This is a genomic window from Pollutimonas subterranea (assembly GCF_002849655.1).
GTDB classification, from domain to species: domain Bacteria; phylum Pseudomonadota; class Gammaproteobacteria; order Burkholderiales; family Burkholderiaceae_B; genus Pollutimonas; species Pollutimonas subterranea.
Genome location: NZ_PDNW01000003.1, coordinates 59,049 through 78,010, shown reverse-complemented (window position 1 = coordinate 78,010; position 18,962 = coordinate 59,049). Strand labels below are relative to the sequence as shown.

General features: G+C 58.7%; 17 protein-coding genes. 2 read left to right on the top strand and 15 right to left on the bottom strand.

All coding sequences use genetic code 11. The features are described 5' to 3' along the window. Positions 1 to 144: 144 nt before the first annotated feature. Together CR159_RS04670 and CR159_RS22315 are read left to right on the top strand one after the other, a co-directional pair. Positions 145 to 741 carry a DUF6088 family protein gene (locus tag CR159_RS04670; RefSeq protein WP_102072858.1) on the top strand — a complete coding sequence of 199 codons (597 nt, stop codon included), beginning with the start codon at positions 145 to 147 and terminating at the stop codon, positions 739 to 741. Positions 742 to 899: 158 nt separating this feature from the next. After that, entirely contained in the window at positions 900 to 1,166 is a 267-nt protein-coding gene (locus CR159_RS22315) for a Fic family protein (protein ID WP_439650487.1), read from the top strand. A gap of 82 nt (positions 1,167 to 1,248) precedes the next feature. Here the strand turns inward: CR159_RS22315 and CR159_RS04660 are convergent, their stop codons facing one another. The 15 genes from CR159_RS04660 to CR159_RS04595 form a co-directional block, all read right to left on the bottom strand. Then, the gene (locus tag CR159_RS04660) at positions 1,249 to 2,994 is read right to left on the bottom strand and encodes a phospholipase D-like domain-containing protein (RefSeq protein ID WP_102072856.1); all 1,746 of its coding nucleotides are present in this window, start codon (positions 2,992 to 2,994) and stop codon (positions 1,249 to 1,251) included. Continuing rightward, complete coding sequence (locus CR159_RS04655) at positions 2,994 to 6,656, bottom strand: AAA domain-containing protein (RefSeq protein WP_143705441.1); 3,663 nt, start codon at positions 6,654 to 6,656, stop codon at positions 2,994 to 2,996. Before CR159_RS04655 ends, CR159_RS04660 begins: the two co-directional genes overlap by 1 nt. A 196-nt stretch (positions 6,657 to 6,852) precedes the next feature. Then, on the bottom strand, positions 6,853 to 7,062 hold the full coding sequence (locus CR159_RS04650; protein ID WP_102072854.1) for a DUF2274 domain-containing protein: 210 nt from the start codon (positions 7,060 to 7,062) through the stop codon (positions 6,853 to 6,855). 103 nt (positions 7,063 to 7,165) lie between these two features. Beyond that, on the bottom strand, positions 7,166 to 7,297 hold the full coding sequence (locus CR159_RS22310) for a hypothetical protein (RefSeq protein ID WP_439650486.1): 132 nt from the start codon (positions 7,295 to 7,297) through the stop codon (positions 7,166 to 7,168). Continuing rightward, positions 7,294 to 8,604 carry a TraB/TrbI/VirB10 family type IV secretion system protein gene (locus CR159_RS04645; RefSeq protein ID WP_102072853.1) on the bottom strand — a complete coding sequence of 437 codons (1,311 nt, stop codon included), beginning with the start codon at positions 8,602 to 8,604 and terminating at the stop codon, positions 7,294 to 7,296. The genes CR159_RS22310 and CR159_RS04645 overlap by 4 nt, the downstream gene beginning before the upstream one ends. A 2-nt stretch (positions 8,605 to 8,606) precedes the next feature. After that, positions 8,607 to 9,599, bottom strand: a complete 993-nt coding sequence (gene trbG / locus CR159_RS04640; RefSeq protein ID WP_102072852.1) for a P-type conjugative transfer protein TrbG — start codon at positions 9,597 to 9,599, stop codon at positions 8,607 to 8,609. Then, on the bottom strand, positions 9,596 to 10,300 hold the full coding sequence (gene trbF / locus CR159_RS04635; protein WP_102072851.1) for a conjugal transfer protein TrbF: 705 nt from the start codon (positions 10,298 to 10,300) through the stop codon (positions 9,596 to 9,598). The genes trbG and trbF overlap by 4 nt, the downstream gene beginning before the upstream one ends. Before the next feature lie 11 nt (positions 10,301 to 10,311). After that, positions 10,312 to 11,514: a P-type conjugative transfer protein TrbL gene (trbL, locus tag CR159_RS04630; protein ID WP_102072850.1), complete on the bottom strand. Its 1,203-nt coding sequence runs from the start codon at positions 11,512 to 11,514 to the stop codon at positions 10,312 to 10,314. 12 nt (positions 11,515 to 11,526) lie between these two features. Then, positions 11,527 to 12,267, bottom strand: coding sequence for a P-type conjugative transfer protein TrbJ (gene trbJ, locus CR159_RS04625; RefSeq protein ID WP_102072849.1), 741 nt, complete (start codon positions 12,265 to 12,267; stop codon positions 11,527 to 11,529). Then, entirely contained in the window at positions 12,264 to 14,720 is a 2,457-nt protein-coding gene (gene trbE, locus CR159_RS04620; protein WP_102072848.1) for a conjugal transfer protein TrbE, read from the bottom strand. The genes trbJ and trbE overlap by 4 nt, the downstream gene beginning before the upstream one ends. Positions 14,721 to 14,730: 10 nt before the next feature. Continuing rightward, a complete protein-coding gene (locus CR159_RS04615; RefSeq protein WP_102072847.1) occupies positions 14,731 to 15,003 on the bottom strand; it encodes a VirB3 family type IV secretion system protein in 273 nt (90 codons plus the stop codon). After that, a complete protein-coding gene (locus CR159_RS04610) occupies positions 15,000 to 15,377 on the bottom strand; it encodes a TrbC/VirB2 family type IV secretion system protein (protein ID WP_102072846.1) in 378 nt (125 codons plus the stop codon). Before CR159_RS04610 ends, CR159_RS04615 begins: the two co-directional genes overlap by 4 nt. Beyond that, complete coding sequence (gene trbB / locus CR159_RS04605; protein WP_102072845.1) at positions 15,364 to 16,428, bottom strand: P-type conjugative transfer ATPase TrbB; 1,065 nt, start codon at positions 16,426 to 16,428, stop codon at positions 15,364 to 15,366. The genes CR159_RS04610 and trbB overlap by 14 nt, the downstream gene beginning before the upstream one ends. Further along, positions 16,425 to 16,889, bottom strand: a complete 465-nt coding sequence (locus tag CR159_RS04600) for a ribbon-helix-helix protein, CopG family (RefSeq protein WP_102072844.1) — start codon at positions 16,887 to 16,889, stop codon at positions 16,425 to 16,427. Before CR159_RS04600 ends, trbB begins: the two co-directional genes overlap by 4 nt. After that, positions 16,886 to 18,880, bottom strand: coding sequence for a conjugal transfer protein TraG (locus CR159_RS04595; protein WP_102072843.1), 1,995 nt, complete (start codon positions 18,878 to 18,880; stop codon positions 16,886 to 16,888). The genes CR159_RS04600 and CR159_RS04595 overlap by 4 nt, the downstream gene beginning before the upstream one ends. Positions 18,881 to 18,962: the final 82 nt, after the last annotated feature.

Sequence of the window (18,962 nt, the reverse complement as noted above, 5' to 3'; positions counted from 1 at the left end):
GATGGCTTCAGTGTCCAAGGTTGCCTCCAATAACGGCAAAGACTCCCAAGACAATCCATGATACACGCAAGCCATACGATCTTCCGTTCATATTAAAAAGTGTCAGAAACTTTGCTATATTTCTACCAATCAGGAGGCAACCTTATGCAGACCCTTTCCCAAAAAATACTTGAGCACGCTACCGGCTTACCGGAGGGCGCGCCTTTGGTCGCAAAAGAGCTACTGCACCTGGGCAACCGCGCTGCCGTAGATCAAGCCCTGTCCCGCCTCGTTCAGCGGGGTCCGTTGTTGCGTGCGAGCCGTGGCATCTATGTCTTGCCGATCGAAAACCGCTTTGGCACCCGTGCGCCCTCAACAGCCAAGATGGTCGAAAATCTGGCTAAACAACGTGGCGAAATTATCGTGCCGCACGGTGCGTCCTCCGCCAATACACTCGGTCTCACGACGCAAGTTCCTATGCAGGCCATCTACCTGACATCCGGCCCAAGCCGACGCTTGAAGCTAGGGGCACAAAAAGTAGAACTGCGCCATGCCCCGGGATGGCAATTGATTTACCCGGGTCGCGCCGCTGGCGATGTGGTGCGTGCCCTGGCCTGGCTGGGACCAGAAAGGTCCGGTAAGGCAATACGTACGTTGCGCGCCAAACTATCACCCGCTGAAATGGAAAAAGTGACTTCAGCACGTGCACGCCTGCCGACCTGGATGGCACAGGAAATCAGCGCTCTGGTGTCCCATGGCTGAGTTCTTCGGTCTTTCCATCAAAGAACGCCTGGAACGTCTCCAGCATAGATCCATTATCCTTACCGAAGTCGTCTATGATCTGAAGACAACCTGATCAAACAGCTCTTTGCAATTGAGTAAACCTATGACTGAAGCCGAGCTACTTCAAGTTCTGGCACGTGGCGAAGATACCCCCCAAGTCACCCCCCCAAGTCACCCCCCAAGCCGGGGACTTACTTGTCGTGATTCAAGGTGAGCAAACCCGAACGGAACTAATGGACGCGCTTGGGCTGAAAGATCGCAAACATTTTCGCATGGCTTATCTACAGCCAGCGCTTGACGCAGGTTTACTTGGGATGACCATACCGGACAAGCCCAATAGCCGCCTGCAAAAGTATCGAATTACCGAGCAAGGACAGACCCTTCTGGCTCAGCGGGTGTCTTAACCAAACGCACCTCATGATGCAGAAAGTTGGCGTAACTTTCTGCCAACGCACTTCTCGGGTCAACTTGAAGTGATGGTGCCACTCATTCTTTCGCACATTCGAAATTATCAATAATTTTAGATGCCACCCCGTCAGCCTCAATGAATACGCCAAGCTCTTTAACGTCCACCCCATCAACCGGGTCGCCAGATAGCCAATTTAAACTAGTCAAGAGCGCGGAACGAGAATCCCACGCTAAAATCTTGGCGTGCAACCTTGGCGATGAGACCGGCACAAGCGTCACGCCCGAAGTCGCCGCATCATTGATTGCCTGCACCGTATGGCGATTCTTTACCGCTCCCGTCGATCGTCCAAAATACAATTCCGCCATGATTCCATTTTTCGCAGCTAGCGCACCAATTGCGGAGAACACCGAAGGATAGGCAGTCGGCCCCAATCTGTGGCTGGTTAAGAAAACACGCGACGTGGCTTCATCACGAGCTCGCAAAATATAATCGCCGTGTCTTGGCCCAATTACAAGGCGAGCAACGGCATTAGGAGGTTGCGTGGGCGGCTGCTTTCTCAACAGCTTACTCAGGTTCACAAACTCAGTAATCAACTCAGACCAAATGCCGTTCTCCGCACACACTAAACGTGCCAGATTATCAACAACATCCGCTACGATCTGAGGATCACTTAAGCGAATTGAGGCTTCGTAGCTATGGAACCCTGACGACAGCCAGTTGCAGGAGCCAACAAAAGCGACAAACCTCCCATCTACTTTAGAGTCAGCAACAATAATCTTTGCATGTGATTTTGTTGAAAACGGGTGAATAATCAATGAGCCACTAACATCTCGGATACGATCATCTTCCCGAATCTCACCAATCGCCCTTCTTGTTGATATTAACTCTTCCGGATCATCATTTTGCCCCCATAAGACGTGAATTTGAACACCACGTTTTATCGCAGCCTCCATGTGCGGAAGCAGCCCCATGAAGCTATCTTTTCCAATAAATGTCGAATGTATATATATTCTTGATTTAGCATCATGAAGAACCTTAAGAATAGCCTTCTTGTGAGCTTCACCATCAAGTATCAGGTCTTTCAGATCAAAATGAATGCGACGATCTACTGTCTCGGCCTTACCAGACCCAGCAGTTATACCTGGGACGGAATACAACTTTTGCTCAGGCTTTGAAGATACCGGAAAGCTTTTGGCAGCCTGCAAGACAATCTTGCGAAGCTCCGGAAGCTCTCGATCCGGAAGTCCTTCAACTATTTCACCACGAACAGTTAAAAGTGCAAATCTTCTTGAGACCCCAGCTGACGCAGCATCGATAAGCTTTTCATCATCTTCCAATAGAGATGCCGTAAAAGCGCCTGGATCTATCTTTAGCCCCTCACTCTCTGGGTGAATCCAAACTAAAGTGTCATTCTTAGTACGCTCTCGAACAACACCTTCCGTTTCGACGATCCACTCTCGGTTACGGAACACCTGGCCCACGGCTTGGTCAACGATGAAACTAATCGACTTGCGAACGCGCTTAGGAAAATTTGGAAGCTCCGAAAAAAATGCTACCTCTTTACCAGATTCAGTGGCTGAGAAGCACATAGTATTTTCATGCTTGGAAAGCTGCACCCACCCAGCCCGCATTAGCCGAATAATCGACTCAATTACAACCCGACGAGGAATCTGCCCCTGTGCAGCCAGTTCAGTAGCCGAAAACTCGCTCCGTGAAAGGGCTTCCAAGATCAAATGCTCAACTAGGCTCCATGGACGTCCCTTTTCAAGCAATACACTCAACTTTCCTCTAAGAACCGGAACAGCAACTTTCACCACCATCATTACAGCCCTCTACAGAGTTTTTTGTATGGCACAACAGCAAAGTCCGGGGAGTCCGCCGTTCGTATCAGCTTCAATAGCTTGTTCAGAAAGTCACTTCTTTCCGCATCCTCAGCAGACTTTGGGGTCTGTGAAATGGCCGTTAAAAAATCAAGGCTGCCCACCACGACCAGCTTCCATCTCGCCCTACTCAAAAGAACATTCATGCGCCGTTCGTCTGCAAGAAAACCCAGTGCCGTCCATATCGAGCCGTGATTATTATTTCGAACGAGTGATACAACCACAAGATCGGCTTCATTCCCTTGGAACGAATCAACAGTATTACAAAAATCCTCTTGTCGACCTCCTGACGAAAATGACGACAAATGGCTCAAGTCATTTGAGCGTAAGGAAAGGATTTTTTTTGACAAAAGATCTACTTGACGCTTATAGGGCGAAAGCACTGCTAAGGACGCCTGTTTCCCAGCCCTCGGGTTTGATCTCATAATTTCTAGAACGCGTATTACGGCATCGACCTCTTGATCATTGCAATAGCGTGGCAAACGTTCGGCCCTCTTCATTCCGATGGTATTTTGCAAGTACGGCATGTCAACCCAAACGACGGGTGCATCAGGTAACCGAGACACGTCAATCGAACTAACTGGCGACGGGTCCGATCGGAATTCCCTCTCGCGAGCAGGATCCGTAGTAAGTTCGTCATAGAAGCATGTGGAAATGATGCTTGCAATCGCAGGATGCATGCGATGTTGTGCAGTCAATTGAGTTGCAATAGGTCGCCGTCCTCGGCTAGACCTTTGTACGTCAAACTCATTTTCGATCATTGTTTCGAACAACGTGAAATTCCTACTCGCCATCGCACAAAGATCTGAAAAAGTTCGATCAGTCTCCTCATTTCTGGCCTCATCTCCATCAACGAAAATTCCATCTACGGTAGTGTCACGAAATGTGCGACCGACCATTGGATCACCAAGCTTGAGGGCTGTTCGAACAGACTCGGGCTTTTCGAATAACTTCAAAAGACGCTCTGTTCCAAAGGGAGGAAGCTGCTGGTGATCTCCAATCATTAAGCGCCGGTGAGACAAAAGCATAGGCGCTACCAGTTCTCCTCCGGTTGCCTTGCCTGCCTCCTCTACAATCGCCCAATCAAATTGAGCGCGCTCCTCAATAAGGCGCTCTAAGTCTCCAGAATTAGTTGTGGCGAATACAAGATTTGCGGCCCGCAGAACCAATCCTTCGAGCGCCCGCCGTGCATACTCCATTGACTCCGCTGGCAAACCGTCGGCGCTAGGAAGGCCTGTTTCATCTCCAAGCCCAACACTCCTTCCTAGCTGCGCCAGCCGACTCTGCATATTCGGCGTCGCGTTTGCATAAAGTTCACTTCGTAGTAGATTTGAAAGCATTTTTTTAGTTTGCTGACCGACATCGAATTCGCTTCCCTGTTCCGTCTTATCCTTTGCTGTGCACCGCACAATCAATGGAGACTCTACGGTCTCGTTTGAAAAGATTTCTTGTATTGCACTAAGAAGGTGATCAACAGCGTAGTTACTCTGAGCGGACAATAGAAGTCGAGTTGACTCATTTTCTGTGAAGCGTCTTCTCACGAGATCCCTTACCAAACGGGTCTTACCGACACCAGGAGGCCCTTGAACTAAAAAAAGAGGAAGGGTCTCAATAGCGAGCTTGAGTGCTTTTTGCTTAGACTGATCAAGCGCCAGAAAATCCTCGTCCTCTTCAACAGTTTCCTCGCTGTTTAATATCCGCGACCTTGGATCCAGCAGCATCTGCGACAACTCGGCATGCTCTGCCAAGACTTGGAAACTTCGAAGCCTACGTTTGAGCTGGGAGTCTCGTCCAATCGAACTGTCAGCGATCAAGAACGCATCTGCTATGGTTGGCGCTAGGCCGTCGCCTCGAAAGCAATACTCAGTTGAACCATCCTGCGTAGACCGTTTCGCCTCATACCTCCACTCAGTATTCTGCGCTGACCGGTCCCCGAGAAGAGGCTTATCAGTCAGGGTCCAAGTGACTGGCCCGCCAAATGTATCCTCAGCACGATCAGATTCAACCACCTCACTGAGACGGCGACTCGGTACAGCAAGTCCTAAGGCTTCAGCAAGACGCTCACGATCCGAATCTTCGCGAGGGGTGACAAATAATGCGATACGCCCTCCCTCATCATCCATCTCTACCGACTCAGTTCGGACTATCTTCACCGGGAACATTTCAGACGCGGCATACAAGTACTCAATCACTTGTGTCAGCATCAGCGACTTGCGCATCTGAGCCGGTGCAGTCTGATCTTCCGTCAAGGGCCGTAGCTCTTGCCTCAGACTTTCCCAAGCACCAACCCTCCCTCGAAAGCGACGATATAATGCTTTCGCATCCGTTAACTTAATTAGCTGCAAACTTTCAGGATTAAGTTCGATGCGTTTAATAATTAAGTCTTCAAACGGCAAGTCAAGGTCAGCACGGGCACAATATGCAAAGTCCCAATTAGACGCATTGTTTCCCTGTCCGCCGTTGTAGGCTTCAAGGACATATGTAAGATTTCGGCCCCGGAGACGCAAGCTAAATCCGTTGGTTTTCCCACGGGTTTTTGTCGCTAAAGCGATCGGGCTGTATAAGTCACTTTTGATAAACTCAAATTGCGACGACACATCGTCAACCTCTATTTCCTGGCCTGACGCTTCTCGAATCGCATTGGTAAGCGGGTTAGAGCGCCCAAGAGCGAGGACGAAGTGAAACCCCTGCTCTTTTTTCTGCGCGCGCATTGATAGCACAGTGACAATCGCGGAAATACGTTCCTCAACTAGCTGACCATCAATTCGGCGTGCTGGGATCAATTGCAAGAGTTCTCGGAGAAGCCTTGTTTCATCTGCAGAAGCGTATTCTGAAACTTCGTGATTTGGCAGCGAAAGATTTGCGAGTCTCTTTGAGTCAAAGGCTAAGAGCGTGGACGCTAACGCGCCAAATTGCTGCCAGTCACGCGTAAACGACTCGCTTAACTCCACACCCGACGGCCCGCGAGGCAACAGTTGCGTATCCGAGCCAACGAGCCGCATTGACCATTCAAACCCAGTCAATTGGAAATCCGGCTCTTCATTTCCGGTGGTCAAAACAGACCACGCATTCAAATTTCTATGCAAGAGGCCCTGTGAATGCAGCAAATCCAGACCATTTGCTATACGTTGAAGGTTTCTCCATATTGTCATGCGACTTTGAGGGGATCTCGCCCTAGCCAGCCATGCACCTGAATCATCGTTCTGCAGGAACGACGCCAACGGTCTACGTTGCCCTGGATTAAGCACTAGATGAAAGCCTGCTTCGTCTTCTCCAGTCCCCTGCAACTCTACAATATAGTCAGCCACGCCTGGATAGCCAGCTAAACGATGCAACTGTCTAATTTCATTTTGCCAGATATCGCGAATAACCCCATCGGAGTTTTCACGGGCCCAAGTCTTAATCAGCACAGGATGTCCCGTGCTGTCGGTCCCAGCCCGGAGAGAAGGAATTCCCTTTGATCTTTCCGCACGCAAAAGCATTCGTCGTTCAAGAGAAAACTGGGAAAGAAAGCCTGCTGGCCCTCCCTTTTTCAAGGTTATCGTTGCTGCCATTTCTATTCGACCCATCAAGGCTAAAAGACGCAATATTGTCAGACGGTCCAAACTGGAATACTTATTCGTTATTTACGGTTGTGCAGTTGAACAACGGATAGCCCCCATATCAAACATACTTCATACAGGCATCTTCAGCTGATTATCAGTTATCACGGGCGTGCTCGCTGCTCCTCAGGCATCTATGTAGCCACAAATTGTGGACGACTGTAGATAGCCGAAAGCCCCAAGAAATCCCAAAGTTACTTTATCTTAACCTTTTAAACCCTCTGTCACTAGTCATGAACCGTTCTAGCATGTGCGGAATCAAGGTCACCGCATCGACCTTTTCCCCATACAACTGGCTATGCGCAAGGGCATAGCGCTCCAGTTCATCTTTTAATTGTGCGGATAAGCTGATCGTGAACTTCACGCTCTCCCGACGCGGCAGCGGGCCTAAACGTAGCTTTGTCGTCATTTTGTCCTCAGCGATTGATAAACCAAGGCCGATACGGCCACAAATTGGCATCGCGATTCACCACGAAGCGCGCCGGCAGGCCCTGGCGGATATTCATGTTGCGTCAGGTCATTTCCTGACTCACCTCGTTGACGCTGCCTGCACATTGGCGCAGGTGGCCATCAAAACGTGCGTCACTGCCGGACTGGTCGGGCGCGGCAAGCGGCCCCAACCGCAGCTTTCTGGTGGTACTCATTGTGAAGCCCCCTTATTAAAGAACAATGGCTGGTAAATCCGCAGCACTAGATCCTTATTAACGATAATCCGCACCGGCAAGCCGGGACGGCTGGTCAAGGTGGGCTGGATGTTGAGGTTGCGGCGCGTCATTTCCTGGCCGACCTGATTGATGCTGTCCTGCGCGCTGTCGCGCCCGGCGATGATGATGCGGTCGCCATCCTGGCGGTTCTCGGGCGCGGCCAGCTCGGCGCCGACGCCCAGCAGCGTTGTCAGCACCGCCCCGCCGAGGATGCGATCCCAATGCCAATCCACGTCATCTTCCAGGCCAGCGTAGCCGGCCGGGTCGGTGCCAACCAGGTTGTCCAGCGTCAGCGAGGAGGTATCGGGCAGGATGATGCGGTTCCACACGACCTGCACGCGGCTTTGCCCGTAGCTCACCTGGCTGTTGTAGCGCCCAAGGATGCGCGAACCTTGTGGAATCAGCAGGTGTGTGCCGGTCGCGGAGTCGTAGACCGGCTCGGTGACGGTGCCGATTACGTCGCCGGGCAGATCGGACTTGATGCCGGTGACCAGCGCGGCGGCTATCACCGTACCGGCCATGACCTGATACGGCGAGGCGGGCAATTGCAGGTTTCCGGCATTACGGGTTTGTGTGGAACCGGATTGCAGGAAGGCTTCTTTCTGGTCTTGCCGGTTTTGCGCGACGGCGGGGTCGGTGGGTTGCGCCGCCGTCGAGGCCGGGCCCGCGGCCAGCGGGTCGAAAGCGGCCAAGGTGTTGTCCATGCCAGGGGCGACAGGCATCGCCTGCGCGACCGTCGCCGAGGGTTGGCCAGACTGGCCCTGACCCGAGCTAAAGAACACCGACGACGCGGCCGCCGCTTCGGCTTCATTGCGCCGTGCCTCCCGTTCAGCGGCCTGTGCATCCACACCCGGCGGCGCATAGGTGGCCACCGCCGGCTGTTGCGCGTTCACGATGGCTGGCCCCAAGTCACCCGGCAGCGGTGGCCCGAGTTCAGGCACCTCCGGCGGCAAGTCCGGTTGGGGCAGCAAAGAGTAGTCGGCCGGAAGTGCATCAAGCCCTTCCGACTTCGATACCCGGTCCACGTTATAAAGCTCGGTCTGCTGGCCTGCGCTGCGCCGGTGCGGTTGCAGCGACCAGATCGTGGCGCCCAGCACCGCCACCGACAGGCCGCCCACCAGCATCGCCAGCGTGCGGCGGTTCAGCCGCGTGACGGGCCGAGGCGGAGCGCGCAGCGCCACGGTTTCCGGCGCTACCTTGTTAGCCGCCTGTGGCGCGGCTTGATCGGACGTGTTTTCCTGGCTCATGCTCAGTGCCTCCGCGTCACGCCATCGGTACGCTCGATACGCACCACGTCGCCCCGATCACCGCCCAGGCGCAACTCGGCCGCGCCGAAGAGCCGATCCACGATGTAGTACGGCGAACGGAAACGGTAGTTCACCAGTTGGCCGTCGCCTTCAGCGCCGATCACGAAGAGCGGCGGCAGCTCGCCTTGGGCGATGCCGGCGGGAAACTGGATGTAGACCTTGTGCCCATCATCAAAGGCGCGTAGCGGCTTCCAGGGCGGATGGCTGCCGCTGACCACGTAGCGAAAGCGCAGCTTTTCCAGGGCAAGTCCTGTATCGACGGGCGCAGCGGCTTGCGCGGCCTGATTCTGACGCTGCAAGGCCAGCATCCGATCTTTCGGGTACTCCCAGGACGCCGACGCCATCCATGTTTTTTCGGTCGAAGTCAGTTCCAGCAGGTAGGTGCGCCGGCTGGTGGTGATGACCAAGTTGGTCTTCAGGCCTGAGCGGATGGGCTTGACCAGCACATTGACGCGCAACTCCGCGCCGCTGCCGCTGGAGGTGTCGCCCACGATCCAGCGCACGGTATCGCCGGCGGCGACCGTCACCAGTTCCTCGCCAGGTTGCAGCGCGATCACCGTCACGCGCCCGACGCCCGTATAGAGCTGATACAACGCCCCGTCGCTGTAGGGCCAAACCTGAATGGCGTTGACGTAGCCCTCGCGGGTGGGTGCGACCCGTGCCTGGGCATTGGCGCGGGAGACCCGCACGGTTTCATCCGCCGGTTCCGGTGTGGGCTGGGCGTCATCCACGCCAGGCAAGGGTTTTAATTGCGCCGGCAGCGCCAAGGGCTCGGGTACGGCAATCACTTCGACCGGGCTGGGCGGCTCGGGCAGCCGTTCGGCCCGCACCGGCTCATCGAGCGAAATGGCCGGTGGCGGCTTGCCGTGGGTGGCGCAGCCCGATAAGACGATCAGGGTCAATGGCAACGCGCAAAAGCGGGAGACAGCAATCATGGTTGGACTCCTTCCGATACGATCAAATCTCGACTCCAAGACAAGCCATGCACATACAGGCTCAAGGCATTCTTTCTCAGTTCGTCCTCCTTCTTCGGCGCCTTATGGACCAGCGTGATGACGGCAGACCAGCGCTGGGTGGACGAAAGCGCACCGTTGGCGTAATGCCGTTCAATCCAGCGGATGTTGAAGGTCATGTCACTGGCTCGAACGACGCTATAGACCTCCACAGACACGGACTCCTTGCCCACTCTTGAGAAAGGACGGTTCTGCCGCGCGTACTCATTGAGCACGGCGGCGCCGCGATCCGTCGCGTAGTTGTAGGCTTCGAACCAGTTTTCTCGGACGACGACAGGGTCGAGCGACAGGGAGCGCACCAGCTTGATGAAGCGTTCAAGATGCACAACGATGTCCGCTTCCTTCGGATTGTAGGGTTCGGTGGCTTTGCCAACCGCCCGCGTGTTGCCCAGGCTATCGATCTCGACGACATAGGGAACGATGGTCGATTGCATCGAGCGCCACACCAGGCCGCCGGCCATGAGTAGGGCCAGCAGCAAGCAACCAAAGGCCATCAGCCGCCAGTTCTTCGCTTGCACGCGCGCCGAGCCGATGCGGTCGTCCCAGACCTGGGCGGCGGATTGGTAAGGTGTCGCCGGCTGCGGCGATTCGGCATAACGTACCAGCGGTCGTTTAAAACGCATGAGGGCTCCCCTTATGAATCGGAATCACGCAGGCTCGGGCCTTGGCCCGCGCCGCCGCCGTCACCACCGCGCAGCGTGTGGGCGGCGGTCGTGGCGGCTTGCGTCAGTTGTTGTCTGCGATGCAGGCGCTTGGCCCAGGCCGGTTGCGCACCGGGGCCGGCAGCCTCGGCAGCGCCCGATGCGACACCGGCGCCCTGAAAGCCACCGCTGGCAGCAGAGCCTGTCTGAAACGCCGCCCGGGCACTGCCCGCGGTTGAGCCGACGCCTGGCGCCGCACCGGCGGCCATGCGGGCGGCCCCCGGCCCCATACGCGCGCCAGCCATGACTGCACCGCCCACGCCTGTGGCCGCCGCGCCGATGGCGGCGACCCCGATGGCAGCCCCCGCCATCGCGCCGGCGCCCAACTGCGGCCCGCCGGAAATCAGCCCGGTGGCGATGCCTGGCCCGAAGATCCCCAGCGCGAGCAAGGCAAGCGACGCCAGCATGATCACCAGTGCATGGTCGATGGAGGGCTCGTCGGGCACCGTCTGGAACTCGGCAAACAGCCCCGAGCCTATGCCCACGATCACCGCCAGCACTAAGACCTTGACGCCGGACGACACGACGTTGCCCAATACCTTCTCGGCCAGAAACGAGGTCTTGTTCCACAGCGCAAAGGGAATCAACACGAAGCCGGCCAAGGTCGTCAGCTTGAATTCGATGAGCGTGATGAACAGCTGCACCGCCAACGCAAAAAAGCTCAGGATCACCACCAGCCAGGCCAGGAACAGCACCACGATGGGGTCAATGTTGGTGAACACCTCGGGAAAACCCGCCATGTCGCCGATCTGCTCCAGAATGGGCGCGCCCGCATCCATCCCGATCTTGGCCAGGCCTCCGGGCTGAAGGAAACTGTCCATGCTCAGTGTCGAGCCGGTGGCCGTCAGGCCCAGCCCCGCAAACGAGCGAAACACGATGCCGGCCAACCAATTGAAGTTGCCGATAATGTAGGCAAACGCCCCGACGTAAAGCACCTTGCGCAGCAGCTTGGCGATCACATCGTCGCCTTGGCCGCTGGCGTGGCTCATCGCCCAGAACAGCCCGGCCATCGTCATGTCGATAACGATCAGCGTGGCGGTCAGAAACGCCACTTCGCCTTGCAGCAAACCGAAACCGGAATCGATATAGCGTGAGAAGGTATCCAGAAAGCGGTCGATGACCGACACGTCGTTCATGGCCGGTTCCCCTTAATGACCGTAGAACTGCACGGCATGCGGCGTGTAGGGCGTCCCATCCCCACGGAAGCGGCGCCGCACTTCGCGGGCGCGTTCGGTAGACGCCGCCTGGCGCGCCAGTTCCAGCGCCGCCGCCCTATCCTGGGTAATCTGAAGCTGCTGGGCCTGGATGGCCTGCTTGGCTTGCAAGGCCAGAAGCTGGTTCGTGGCTTGCGCGGCTTGCAACGCGCCGGTCGCGGACTGGCTCTGGCCCACCAGATCGGCCAGCGCGCTTTCGTCGTCGCGCAGGTTTTGCGAGGCTTGCGCCTGCATGCGCATCGCGGTGTGCAGGCCGTCCAGCGTGTTTTGCCAACGTGCGCGCGCGTCCTGTGCCATCTGATCGCCGCTGACGGTGGCGGCGTACTGATCGGGGTACAGGCGCGCAAACGCCTGGTCCATGTGCGCCACATCAAACGTCAGCCCCTGCGCTTGGCCAATCAGCCGTTCACTGGTGGCCAGCGTGGTGCGCAAGCGGTTGACGACATTAAAGTCCAGGCTCGTCAGGTTGCGCGCCTGGTTCATCAGCATCTGCGCCTCGTTCTGAAGCTGGTTGATCTGGTTGTTGATCTGCTGCAGCGTGCGAACGGCGGTCAGCGTGTTCTGCGTGTAGTTGGACGGATCAAAGACGGTTTTCCACGCCCAGGCGGGCGACGCGGCCAGCAAGGACGCCGTGAGCACGGAGGCAAGCGACAGCGATAGCGTGCGGGTTTTCATGACAGGTTCTCCGGTGATGAAGGGGGCAAAGAGGAAGCAGTGGCCAAGCCGGGAAATGACGGCAGCAGATCGGCCGCCCAGTCCAGGCCGCGATGGCGTAGCCAAGCGCCCGCGAAGCCGGGCACGCCGGCATCCAGCAGGATGCGGTCAATGTCGCGCTGGTCTTGCGGGGTGGACGCGCCCGCAAAGGCGAGCGTGGCCGGTCCCAGGTCAAGATCGAACAAGCGGTTGCCCAGGCGAGATTGGTAGTAGTAATCGCGCTTCGGGACAGCGGTCGCGACAATCTCGATCTGCCGGCTGTTCAGGCCAAAGCCCGCGTAGATCGTGCGAATCTGCGGTTCGGTCGCCTGCGGGTTGGGCAGGAAGATGCGGCTGGCACAGCTCTCGATGATGGCCGGCGCAATACTTGAATCCTTGATGTCGGCCAACGACTGCGTGGCAAAAATCACGGAGACGTTTTTCTTGCGCAGGGTTTTGAGCCATTGCCGGATGCGTGCGGCAAACGCCGGCTCATCCAGAAACAGCCACGCCTCGTCCAGAATCAAGAGCGTGGGCGCACCGTCGAAACGCTCATCGAACCGGGCGAAGAGATAGCGCAGCACCGCCTGCACGGCAGCCGGACTGTGCATCAGCTCTTCCATCTCGAAACATTGCACGTCGGCCTTGCCCAGCCGATCATGATCGGCATCCAGCAGCTTGCCGTGCGCGCCACCCAGCACGTAAGGCGCCAGCGCCTGGCGCAGGGCGTTCGATTGCAGCAGTACGGACAAGCCCGTCATGGTGCGCTGCTCGACCGGCGCACCGGCCAGACTGCCCAGCGCGGACCAAATGGCGGCCTTGTCATCGGGGCTCGCGGCCACGCCTTCATGCAGCAAGCGGCCTTCAACCCATTCCGCCGCCCAGGTGCGGTAGCCTTCCTGGTCGATGCGGGCGAGCGGCTGGAAAGCCATGCCGCCATCGGCGCCCAGGTCGTAGTGCTCGCCACCCAGACCCAAGATGGTGGCGCGCATCGAGCGGCCCATATCAAAGGCAAACACGCGCGAGCCAGGGTAGCGACGAAACTGCTTAACCAGGACGGCGAGCAAGACCGACTTGCCCATGCCGGTCGGTCCGGCGACCAGGGTGTGGCCCACGTCGCCGATGTGCGTGACCAGCCGAAAGGGTGTCGCGCCTTCGGTGCGCGTGACAATCAGCGGCGGGCCATCCAGGTGGTCGTTCCTCTGGGGGCCGGCCCACACCGCCGAGACCGGCATCATGTGCGCCAGGTTTAATGTCGACACAATGGGTTGCCGTACATTGGCGTAGGCATTGCCGGGGATGGACGACAGCCACGCATCCACCGCGTTCAGCGTTTCGGGAATGGTGACAAAGCCGCGCCCCTGGATGACGCGCTCCACCCTGCGCAGCTTCTCGTCGGCCACGACGGGGTCGGCATCGAGCACCGTCACGGTGGTGGTGACATAGCCGAAGGCGACGTGATCGCTGCCCAGCTCTTGCAAGGCGGCATCGGCATCGGCGGCCTTGTTGCTTGCGTCGGTATCGACCAGCGGCGACTCCTGCTGAAAAATCGTTTCCCGCAGCAGCGCGACCACGTTCTTGCGCTTGGCGAACCACTGACGGCGCAGGCGGACAAGCTCCTTTTCGGCCTCGGCTTTGTCCATGCACAGAAAGCGCGTGCTCCAGCGGTAGGCAAAGCCCAAGCGGTTCAGGTCATCCAGAATCCCCGGCCAGGTGGAGGTTGGAAAGCCGCGCACCGAGGCCACGCGCAGATGCGCCTCGCCCAGCGTCGGCGCCAGGCCGCCCACCAGCGCGCAATCGGCCAGCAGCGCATCCAGGTGAAACGGCACTTGCGGCACGCCCACGCCATAGCGGCGCGTCGAGACGGTGCCATGCAGATAGGTCAGCGTCTGGCTGTCGTCCACCCAGGCAATTTCCGGCATGACACCATCGAGCAGGTCAAAGACGCGATCCGTCTCCGAGACGAAGGCGTCCAGCCGCCCGCGCCAGTCCACGCCTTGCGATGGCCGATTCTCGTAGAGCCAGCCCGCCGCACGGGCGCGGGCTTCCTCAGCCGGCAAATACATCAAGGTCAAGTGATAGCTACTCTCGAAGTGGCTATGCGCTTGATCAAACGCGGCGCGGCGCTCCTGATCGACCAGCCAGGACAGGCTTTCCGGAAAATCCGAGTGGGGATAGTCCGCCGCAGGCAGACGCTTGGCGTCCACGAACAGCGCCCAGCCCGAACCCAGGCGGCGCAGCGCATTGTTCAAGCGTGCGGAGGTGGCGATCAGTTCGCCTTGCGTGGCGCTATCCAGGTCCGGCCCACGAAAACGCGCCGTGCGCTGAAACGCCCCATCTTTATTGAGCACCACACCGGGCGCGATCAGCCCGGCCCAGGGCAGCCAGTCGGCCAGCAGCGCGGGACGCTGGCGGTATTCGGCAAGATTCAACATGGCATTCTCCTCATACGTCCAACAGGGGTTTGTGCTTGATGTGCCGGGCGAACACGGCCATGAACTGGGGATCGAGCCGTGCGCCCCAGACCGCCAGGCAATGGCCGACGATCCACAACACAACGCCCGGAATCCACAGTTGCAGGCCCAGCCCCACGGCGGCGGCCAGCGTGCCGTTGACAATGGCCACCGTGCGCGGCGCGCCGCCCAGCAAAATCGGCTCGGTCAGCGAGCGATGCAGCGGCACTTCAAAGCCGGCAGCAAATTCCTCCGGCGTACTCATACGATGGCTCCGCCGGAGAAGCTGAAGAACGACAGGAAGAATGAGGAGGCGGCAAAGGCGATCGACAGGCCGAAGACGATCTGGATCAGCTTGCGAAAGCCTCCTGATGTATCCCCAAAAGCCAGTGCCAGCCCAGTAGAAATAATGATGATGACCGCCACGATGCGTGCCACCGGCCCCTGGATGGAGTCGAGGATGGACTCCAACGGCCCTTCCCAAGGCATGCTGGAACCGGCGGCGTGCGCCGTGCTGGCCAATAGCAGTATCAAAGCGGCCAGCAACAGTCCCTGTCCAGCAGGACGGGCCAGACAGCGCAGCCGTACCAAGTTGAAAAGCGGATTGGCGGAAATACGGAAAGCATCAACGGGCGTCATGGCTATTCTCCAGAGTGGTGGGAGTTGAGGCAGGAAGATCTGAAACAGGTGGCAATTCGGGAAACGGCGCTTCCAGCGCATCCGCCAGTCGGTAGCCCGCACCGTCGAAGCCAACGACATGGGCTATGGTGTCGATGCGGCGCTTGCGGCCGCGTCCGGCGATGTAGACCACGACATTTACCGCCTCGGCGATCAGCGACCGAGGCGGGTTCACGGCGACTTCGAGAATCAGTTGCTCCAGGCGCAGCAACGCGCCCAGCGCGGAACTGGCGTGGATGGTGGCAATCCCACCAGGGTGGCCGGTGCCCCAGACTTTGATGAGATCCAGCGCCTCCCCGCCACGCACCTCGCCGACGACTACCCTATCCGGGCGCAGGCGCATCGTGGCGCGCACGAGTTCCTGCATAGTCACGACCCCGGCACGGGTGCGCAGCGGCACATGGTCGCGCGCCGTGCATTGCAGTTCGATGGTGTCTTCGAGCACCAGCACGCGGTCGCCCGTGGCGGCGATTTCGGCTAACAAAGCATTCGCCAGCGTGGTCTTGCCGGTGCTGGTACCACCGGCAATCAGGATGTTCTGCCGCTCATGCACAGCGCGCACCAAAAAGTCCGCGTGCTCGGCGGTCATCATCCCGTCAGTGACGTAGCGCTCCAGCGGAATCACGCCCACGGCGCGTTTGCGTAATGCGAAGGCCGGCCCCGGTGCAGCCGGAGGCAGGATGCCCTCGAAACGTTCGCCCGTTTCTGGTAGCTCCGCGCTCAGCAGCGGCTGACCACGATGCACTTCCGCGCCGACGTGGGCGGCCACCAGTCGGATGATGCGTTCGCCATCGGCCTCGGACAGTTCCACGCCCAGCGGCGCACGGCCCGATGACAGCCGATCCACCCAAAGCGTGCGGTCAGGGTTAAGCATGATTTCCACCACGTCCGGGTCTTCCAGCGCGGCGGCGATCAATGGCCCCATCGCCGTGCGCAGCATCTGAATGCGGCGATCCAGTGACGTCGCAGCGGATGAGCGCGGCTCGGGCGGCAACTGCGGTACGGCGTTCATGAGCTACGCTCTCTGGCTTCAGCCGACAGTGCGGCGTCATCCATGCGCATCGGGTCGGGGTGCAGCTCCTCCACCACGTCGCGCACCAGACTGCGGCCGCGCAGCAGATGGCGGCCAAGCTGTTCAACGAACTGTTCGAAACGCACCTTGCCGTGAGCACGGGCAGCGTCCTGGTGGGCTTCTGGCACCGGCGTGCTGACGGTCAGGTAGTAGCGGATAAACAGCGCCAGGGTTTCGATCTGGATGTTCTGGTCGCGCTCCAGGCGCTCGGTCTGACGCGACAGGCTATCCAGCCGCTTGGCGATGGCCGCCTCGCGCTGGTCGCCAGCGTCCGGGGACAGCCAGGACGCCAAAGCGGCGGCAACGATGCTCGATTTCGAGACGCCTTTCTTGGCGGCCAGTTCATCGAGCCGTTTGGCGTGTTCGGGTTGAATAAAGAGGTTCAAGCGGTATTGGCTCATAGCTGGATTCCGTCGTCAGGGTCGAGGGACGCCAGCCGGGCCGTGCGTTGCAGGGTCGGATCGAGCTGGCTGGGGAAAATGGGCGGCACGTCGTCATCGAGCAGCGACAGGTCGCTGACTGGGTATTCGGGCTCGGGACCGTAGGCGGCGACTTCAGAAAATTCGGGCTGCTGGCGCGGGCCACCATCATCGGCGTTGCCCACGCCATCGGCGGATACGGTAGCCGCGGTGGCAGGCACGGCAGGAACCGCCAGTCCGCTCCAGTCATCGGGCCGGGCAGGAGGCATATCGGCATAGCCACCGTCAGCTAGCATCGGCGGCGACAGTACCCGTCGCTTGAAATTGACGTCCAGGTAATAGCGCAGCTTTTCGGCCTTAATCGGTGCATGGCCCGACACCATCACCACCGACTCATCCGTGGGCAGTTGCATCACTTCGCCGGGCGTGAGCAACGGGCGCGCCGTTTCCTGACGCGACACCATCAGATGGCCCAACCACGGCGCGAGCCGGTGGCCGGCATAGTTACGCTGCGCGCGCAGTTCGGTGGCGGTACCCAGCGTTTCGGAAATCCGCTTGGCGGTGCGCTCATCATTGGTGGCGAAGGTCACGCGCACATGGCAGTTGTCCAGAATCGAATGGTTCTGGCCGTAAGCCTTGTCGATTTGATTCAACGACTGCGAGATCAGGAAGCTGCGGATGCCGTAGCCGGCCATGAAGGCCAGCGCTGTCTCGAAGAAGTCCAGCCGGCCCAGCGCCGGGAACTCATCGAGCATCAGCAGCAGCTTGTGGCGGCGCTCAATCCCGTCGGAACCGTCGAGCGATTCCGTCAAACGACGCCCGATCTGATTGAGGATCAGCCGAATCAGTGGCTTGGTGCGGCTGATGTCCGAGGGCGGCACCACCAGGTACAGCGACACTGGGTGCTCAGAAGAAATCAGATCGGCAATGCGCCAATTGCAGCGCGAGGTGACTTCAGCCACTGTGGGATCGCGGTACAGACCCAGAAAGGACATGGCCGTGGACAGCACTCCCGAGCGTTCGTTATCACTCTTGTTGAGCACTTCACGGGCGGCCGATGCGACAACAGGATGGACGCTCTCGCCCAGATGGCGGGTGGTCATCATCCGGTGCAACGTCAACTCGAACGGACACGCCGGGTCGGACAGGAAGTTGGCGACGCCGCGCAGCGTCTTGTCCTCAATCGCGTACAGCACATGCAGGATGGCGCCGACCAGCAGCGCGTGCGAGGTTTTCTCCCAGTGATTGCGCTTTTCCAGCGCACCTTCAGGATCGACCAGGATGTCGGCGATGTTCTGCACGTCGCGCACTTCATGCGTGCCACGCCGTACTTCCAGCAAAGGGTTGTAGGCGGCGGACTGAGGGTCGGTGGGGTTGAACAGCAGGCAGTACGAGAAACGCGAGCGCCAGCCGGCGGTGATGGCCCAGTTCTCGCCCTTGATGTCGTGAATGACGGCAGACGCGGGCCAGCTCAACAAGGTGGGCACCACCAGCCCTACACCTTTGCCCGAACGCGTGGGTGCGAAGGTCAGGATGTGTTCTGGGCCTTCGTGGCGCAGGTACTGATCGTCATACAGGCCGAGGAAAACGCCTGCCGGGTTGAGCAACCCGGCCTTGCGGATTTCAACGGCATCGGCCCAACGGGCGGATCCGTAGGTAGTAACCAGTTTGGACTGGCGCGAACGCCATACGGACATGGTAATGGCGACCACCACGGCCACCATGCCGCTGCCGCCAGCGATGGCACCGCCAATATCAAACACCTGCGACGCATAGGCATCGAAGAAAAACCACCACTCGAACAGCTTCCAGGGGTGATAGACCGGCGTACCGAAGAAATCGAACCAGGGCGAACCCAGGCGTAGCTGATAGCCCAGGGCGGCGGCTGTCCATTGTGTGGCGCTCCACACACCGGCGATCACGATGCCGAATACCACGGCGATCTGCCCGAACAGCACGTTCGTCCCTTGCATTCCCGGCCTCCGATTTCTTCTGCGCAACACTGCGCTGAAAGACGGCACAACCACGTGCCGCAAAGGTCAGGATCGGTGCCGG

Coding starts and splice junctions, on each gene's coding strand:
- CR159_RS04670 (WP_102072858.1), top strand. CDS start 145: ATGCAGACCCTTTCCCAAAAAATACTTGAGCACGCTACCGGCTTACCG.
- CR159_RS04660 (WP_102072856.1), bottom strand. CDS start 2,994: ATGATGGTGGTGAAAGTTGCTGTTCCGGTTCTTAGAGGAAAGTTGAGT.
- CR159_RS04650 (WP_102072854.1), bottom strand. CDS start 7,062: ATGACGACAAAGCTACGTTTAGGCCCGCTGCCGCGTCGGGAGAGCGTG.
- CR159_RS22310 (WP_439650486.1), bottom strand. CDS start 7,297: ATGAGTACCACCAGAAAGCTGCGGTTGGGGCCGCTTGCCGCGCCCGAC.
- CR159_RS04645 (WP_102072853.1), bottom strand. CDS start 8,604: ATGAGCCAGGAAAACACGTCCGATCAAGCCGCGCCACAGGCGGCTAAC.
- trbG (WP_102072852.1), bottom strand. CDS start 9,599: ATGATTGCTGTCTCCCGCTTTTGCGCGTTGCCATTGACCCTGATCGTC.
- trbF (WP_102072851.1), bottom strand. CDS start 10,300: ATGCGTTTTAAACGACCGCTGGTACGTTATGCCGAATCGCCGCAGCCG.
- trbL (WP_102072850.1), bottom strand. CDS start 11,514: ATGAACGACGTGTCGGTCATCGACCGCTTTCTGGATACCTTCTCACGC.
- trbJ (WP_102072849.1), bottom strand. CDS start 12,267: ATGAAAACCCGCACGCTATCGCTGTCGCTTGCCTCCGTGCTCACGGCG.
- trbE (WP_102072848.1), bottom strand. CDS start 14,720: ATGTTGAATCTTGCCGAATACCGCCAGCGTCCCGCGCTGCTGGCCGAC.
- CR159_RS04615 (WP_102072847.1), bottom strand. CDS start 15,003: ATGAGTACGCCGGAGGAATTTGCTGCCGGCTTTGAAGTGCCGCTGCAT.
- CR159_RS04610 (WP_102072846.1), bottom strand. CDS start 15,377: ATGACGCCCGTTGATGCTTTCCGTATTTCCGCCAATCCGCTTTTCAAC.
- trbB (WP_102072845.1), bottom strand. CDS start 16,428: ATGAACGCCGTACCGCAGTTGCCGCCCGAGCCGCGCTCATCCGCTGCG.
- CR159_RS04600 (WP_102072844.1), bottom strand. CDS start 16,889: ATGAGCCAATACCGCTTGAACCTCTTTATTCAACCCGAACACGCCAAA.
- CR159_RS04595 (WP_102072843.1), bottom strand. CDS start 18,880: ATGCAAGGGACGAACGTGCTGTTCGGGCAGATCGCCGTGGTATTCGGC.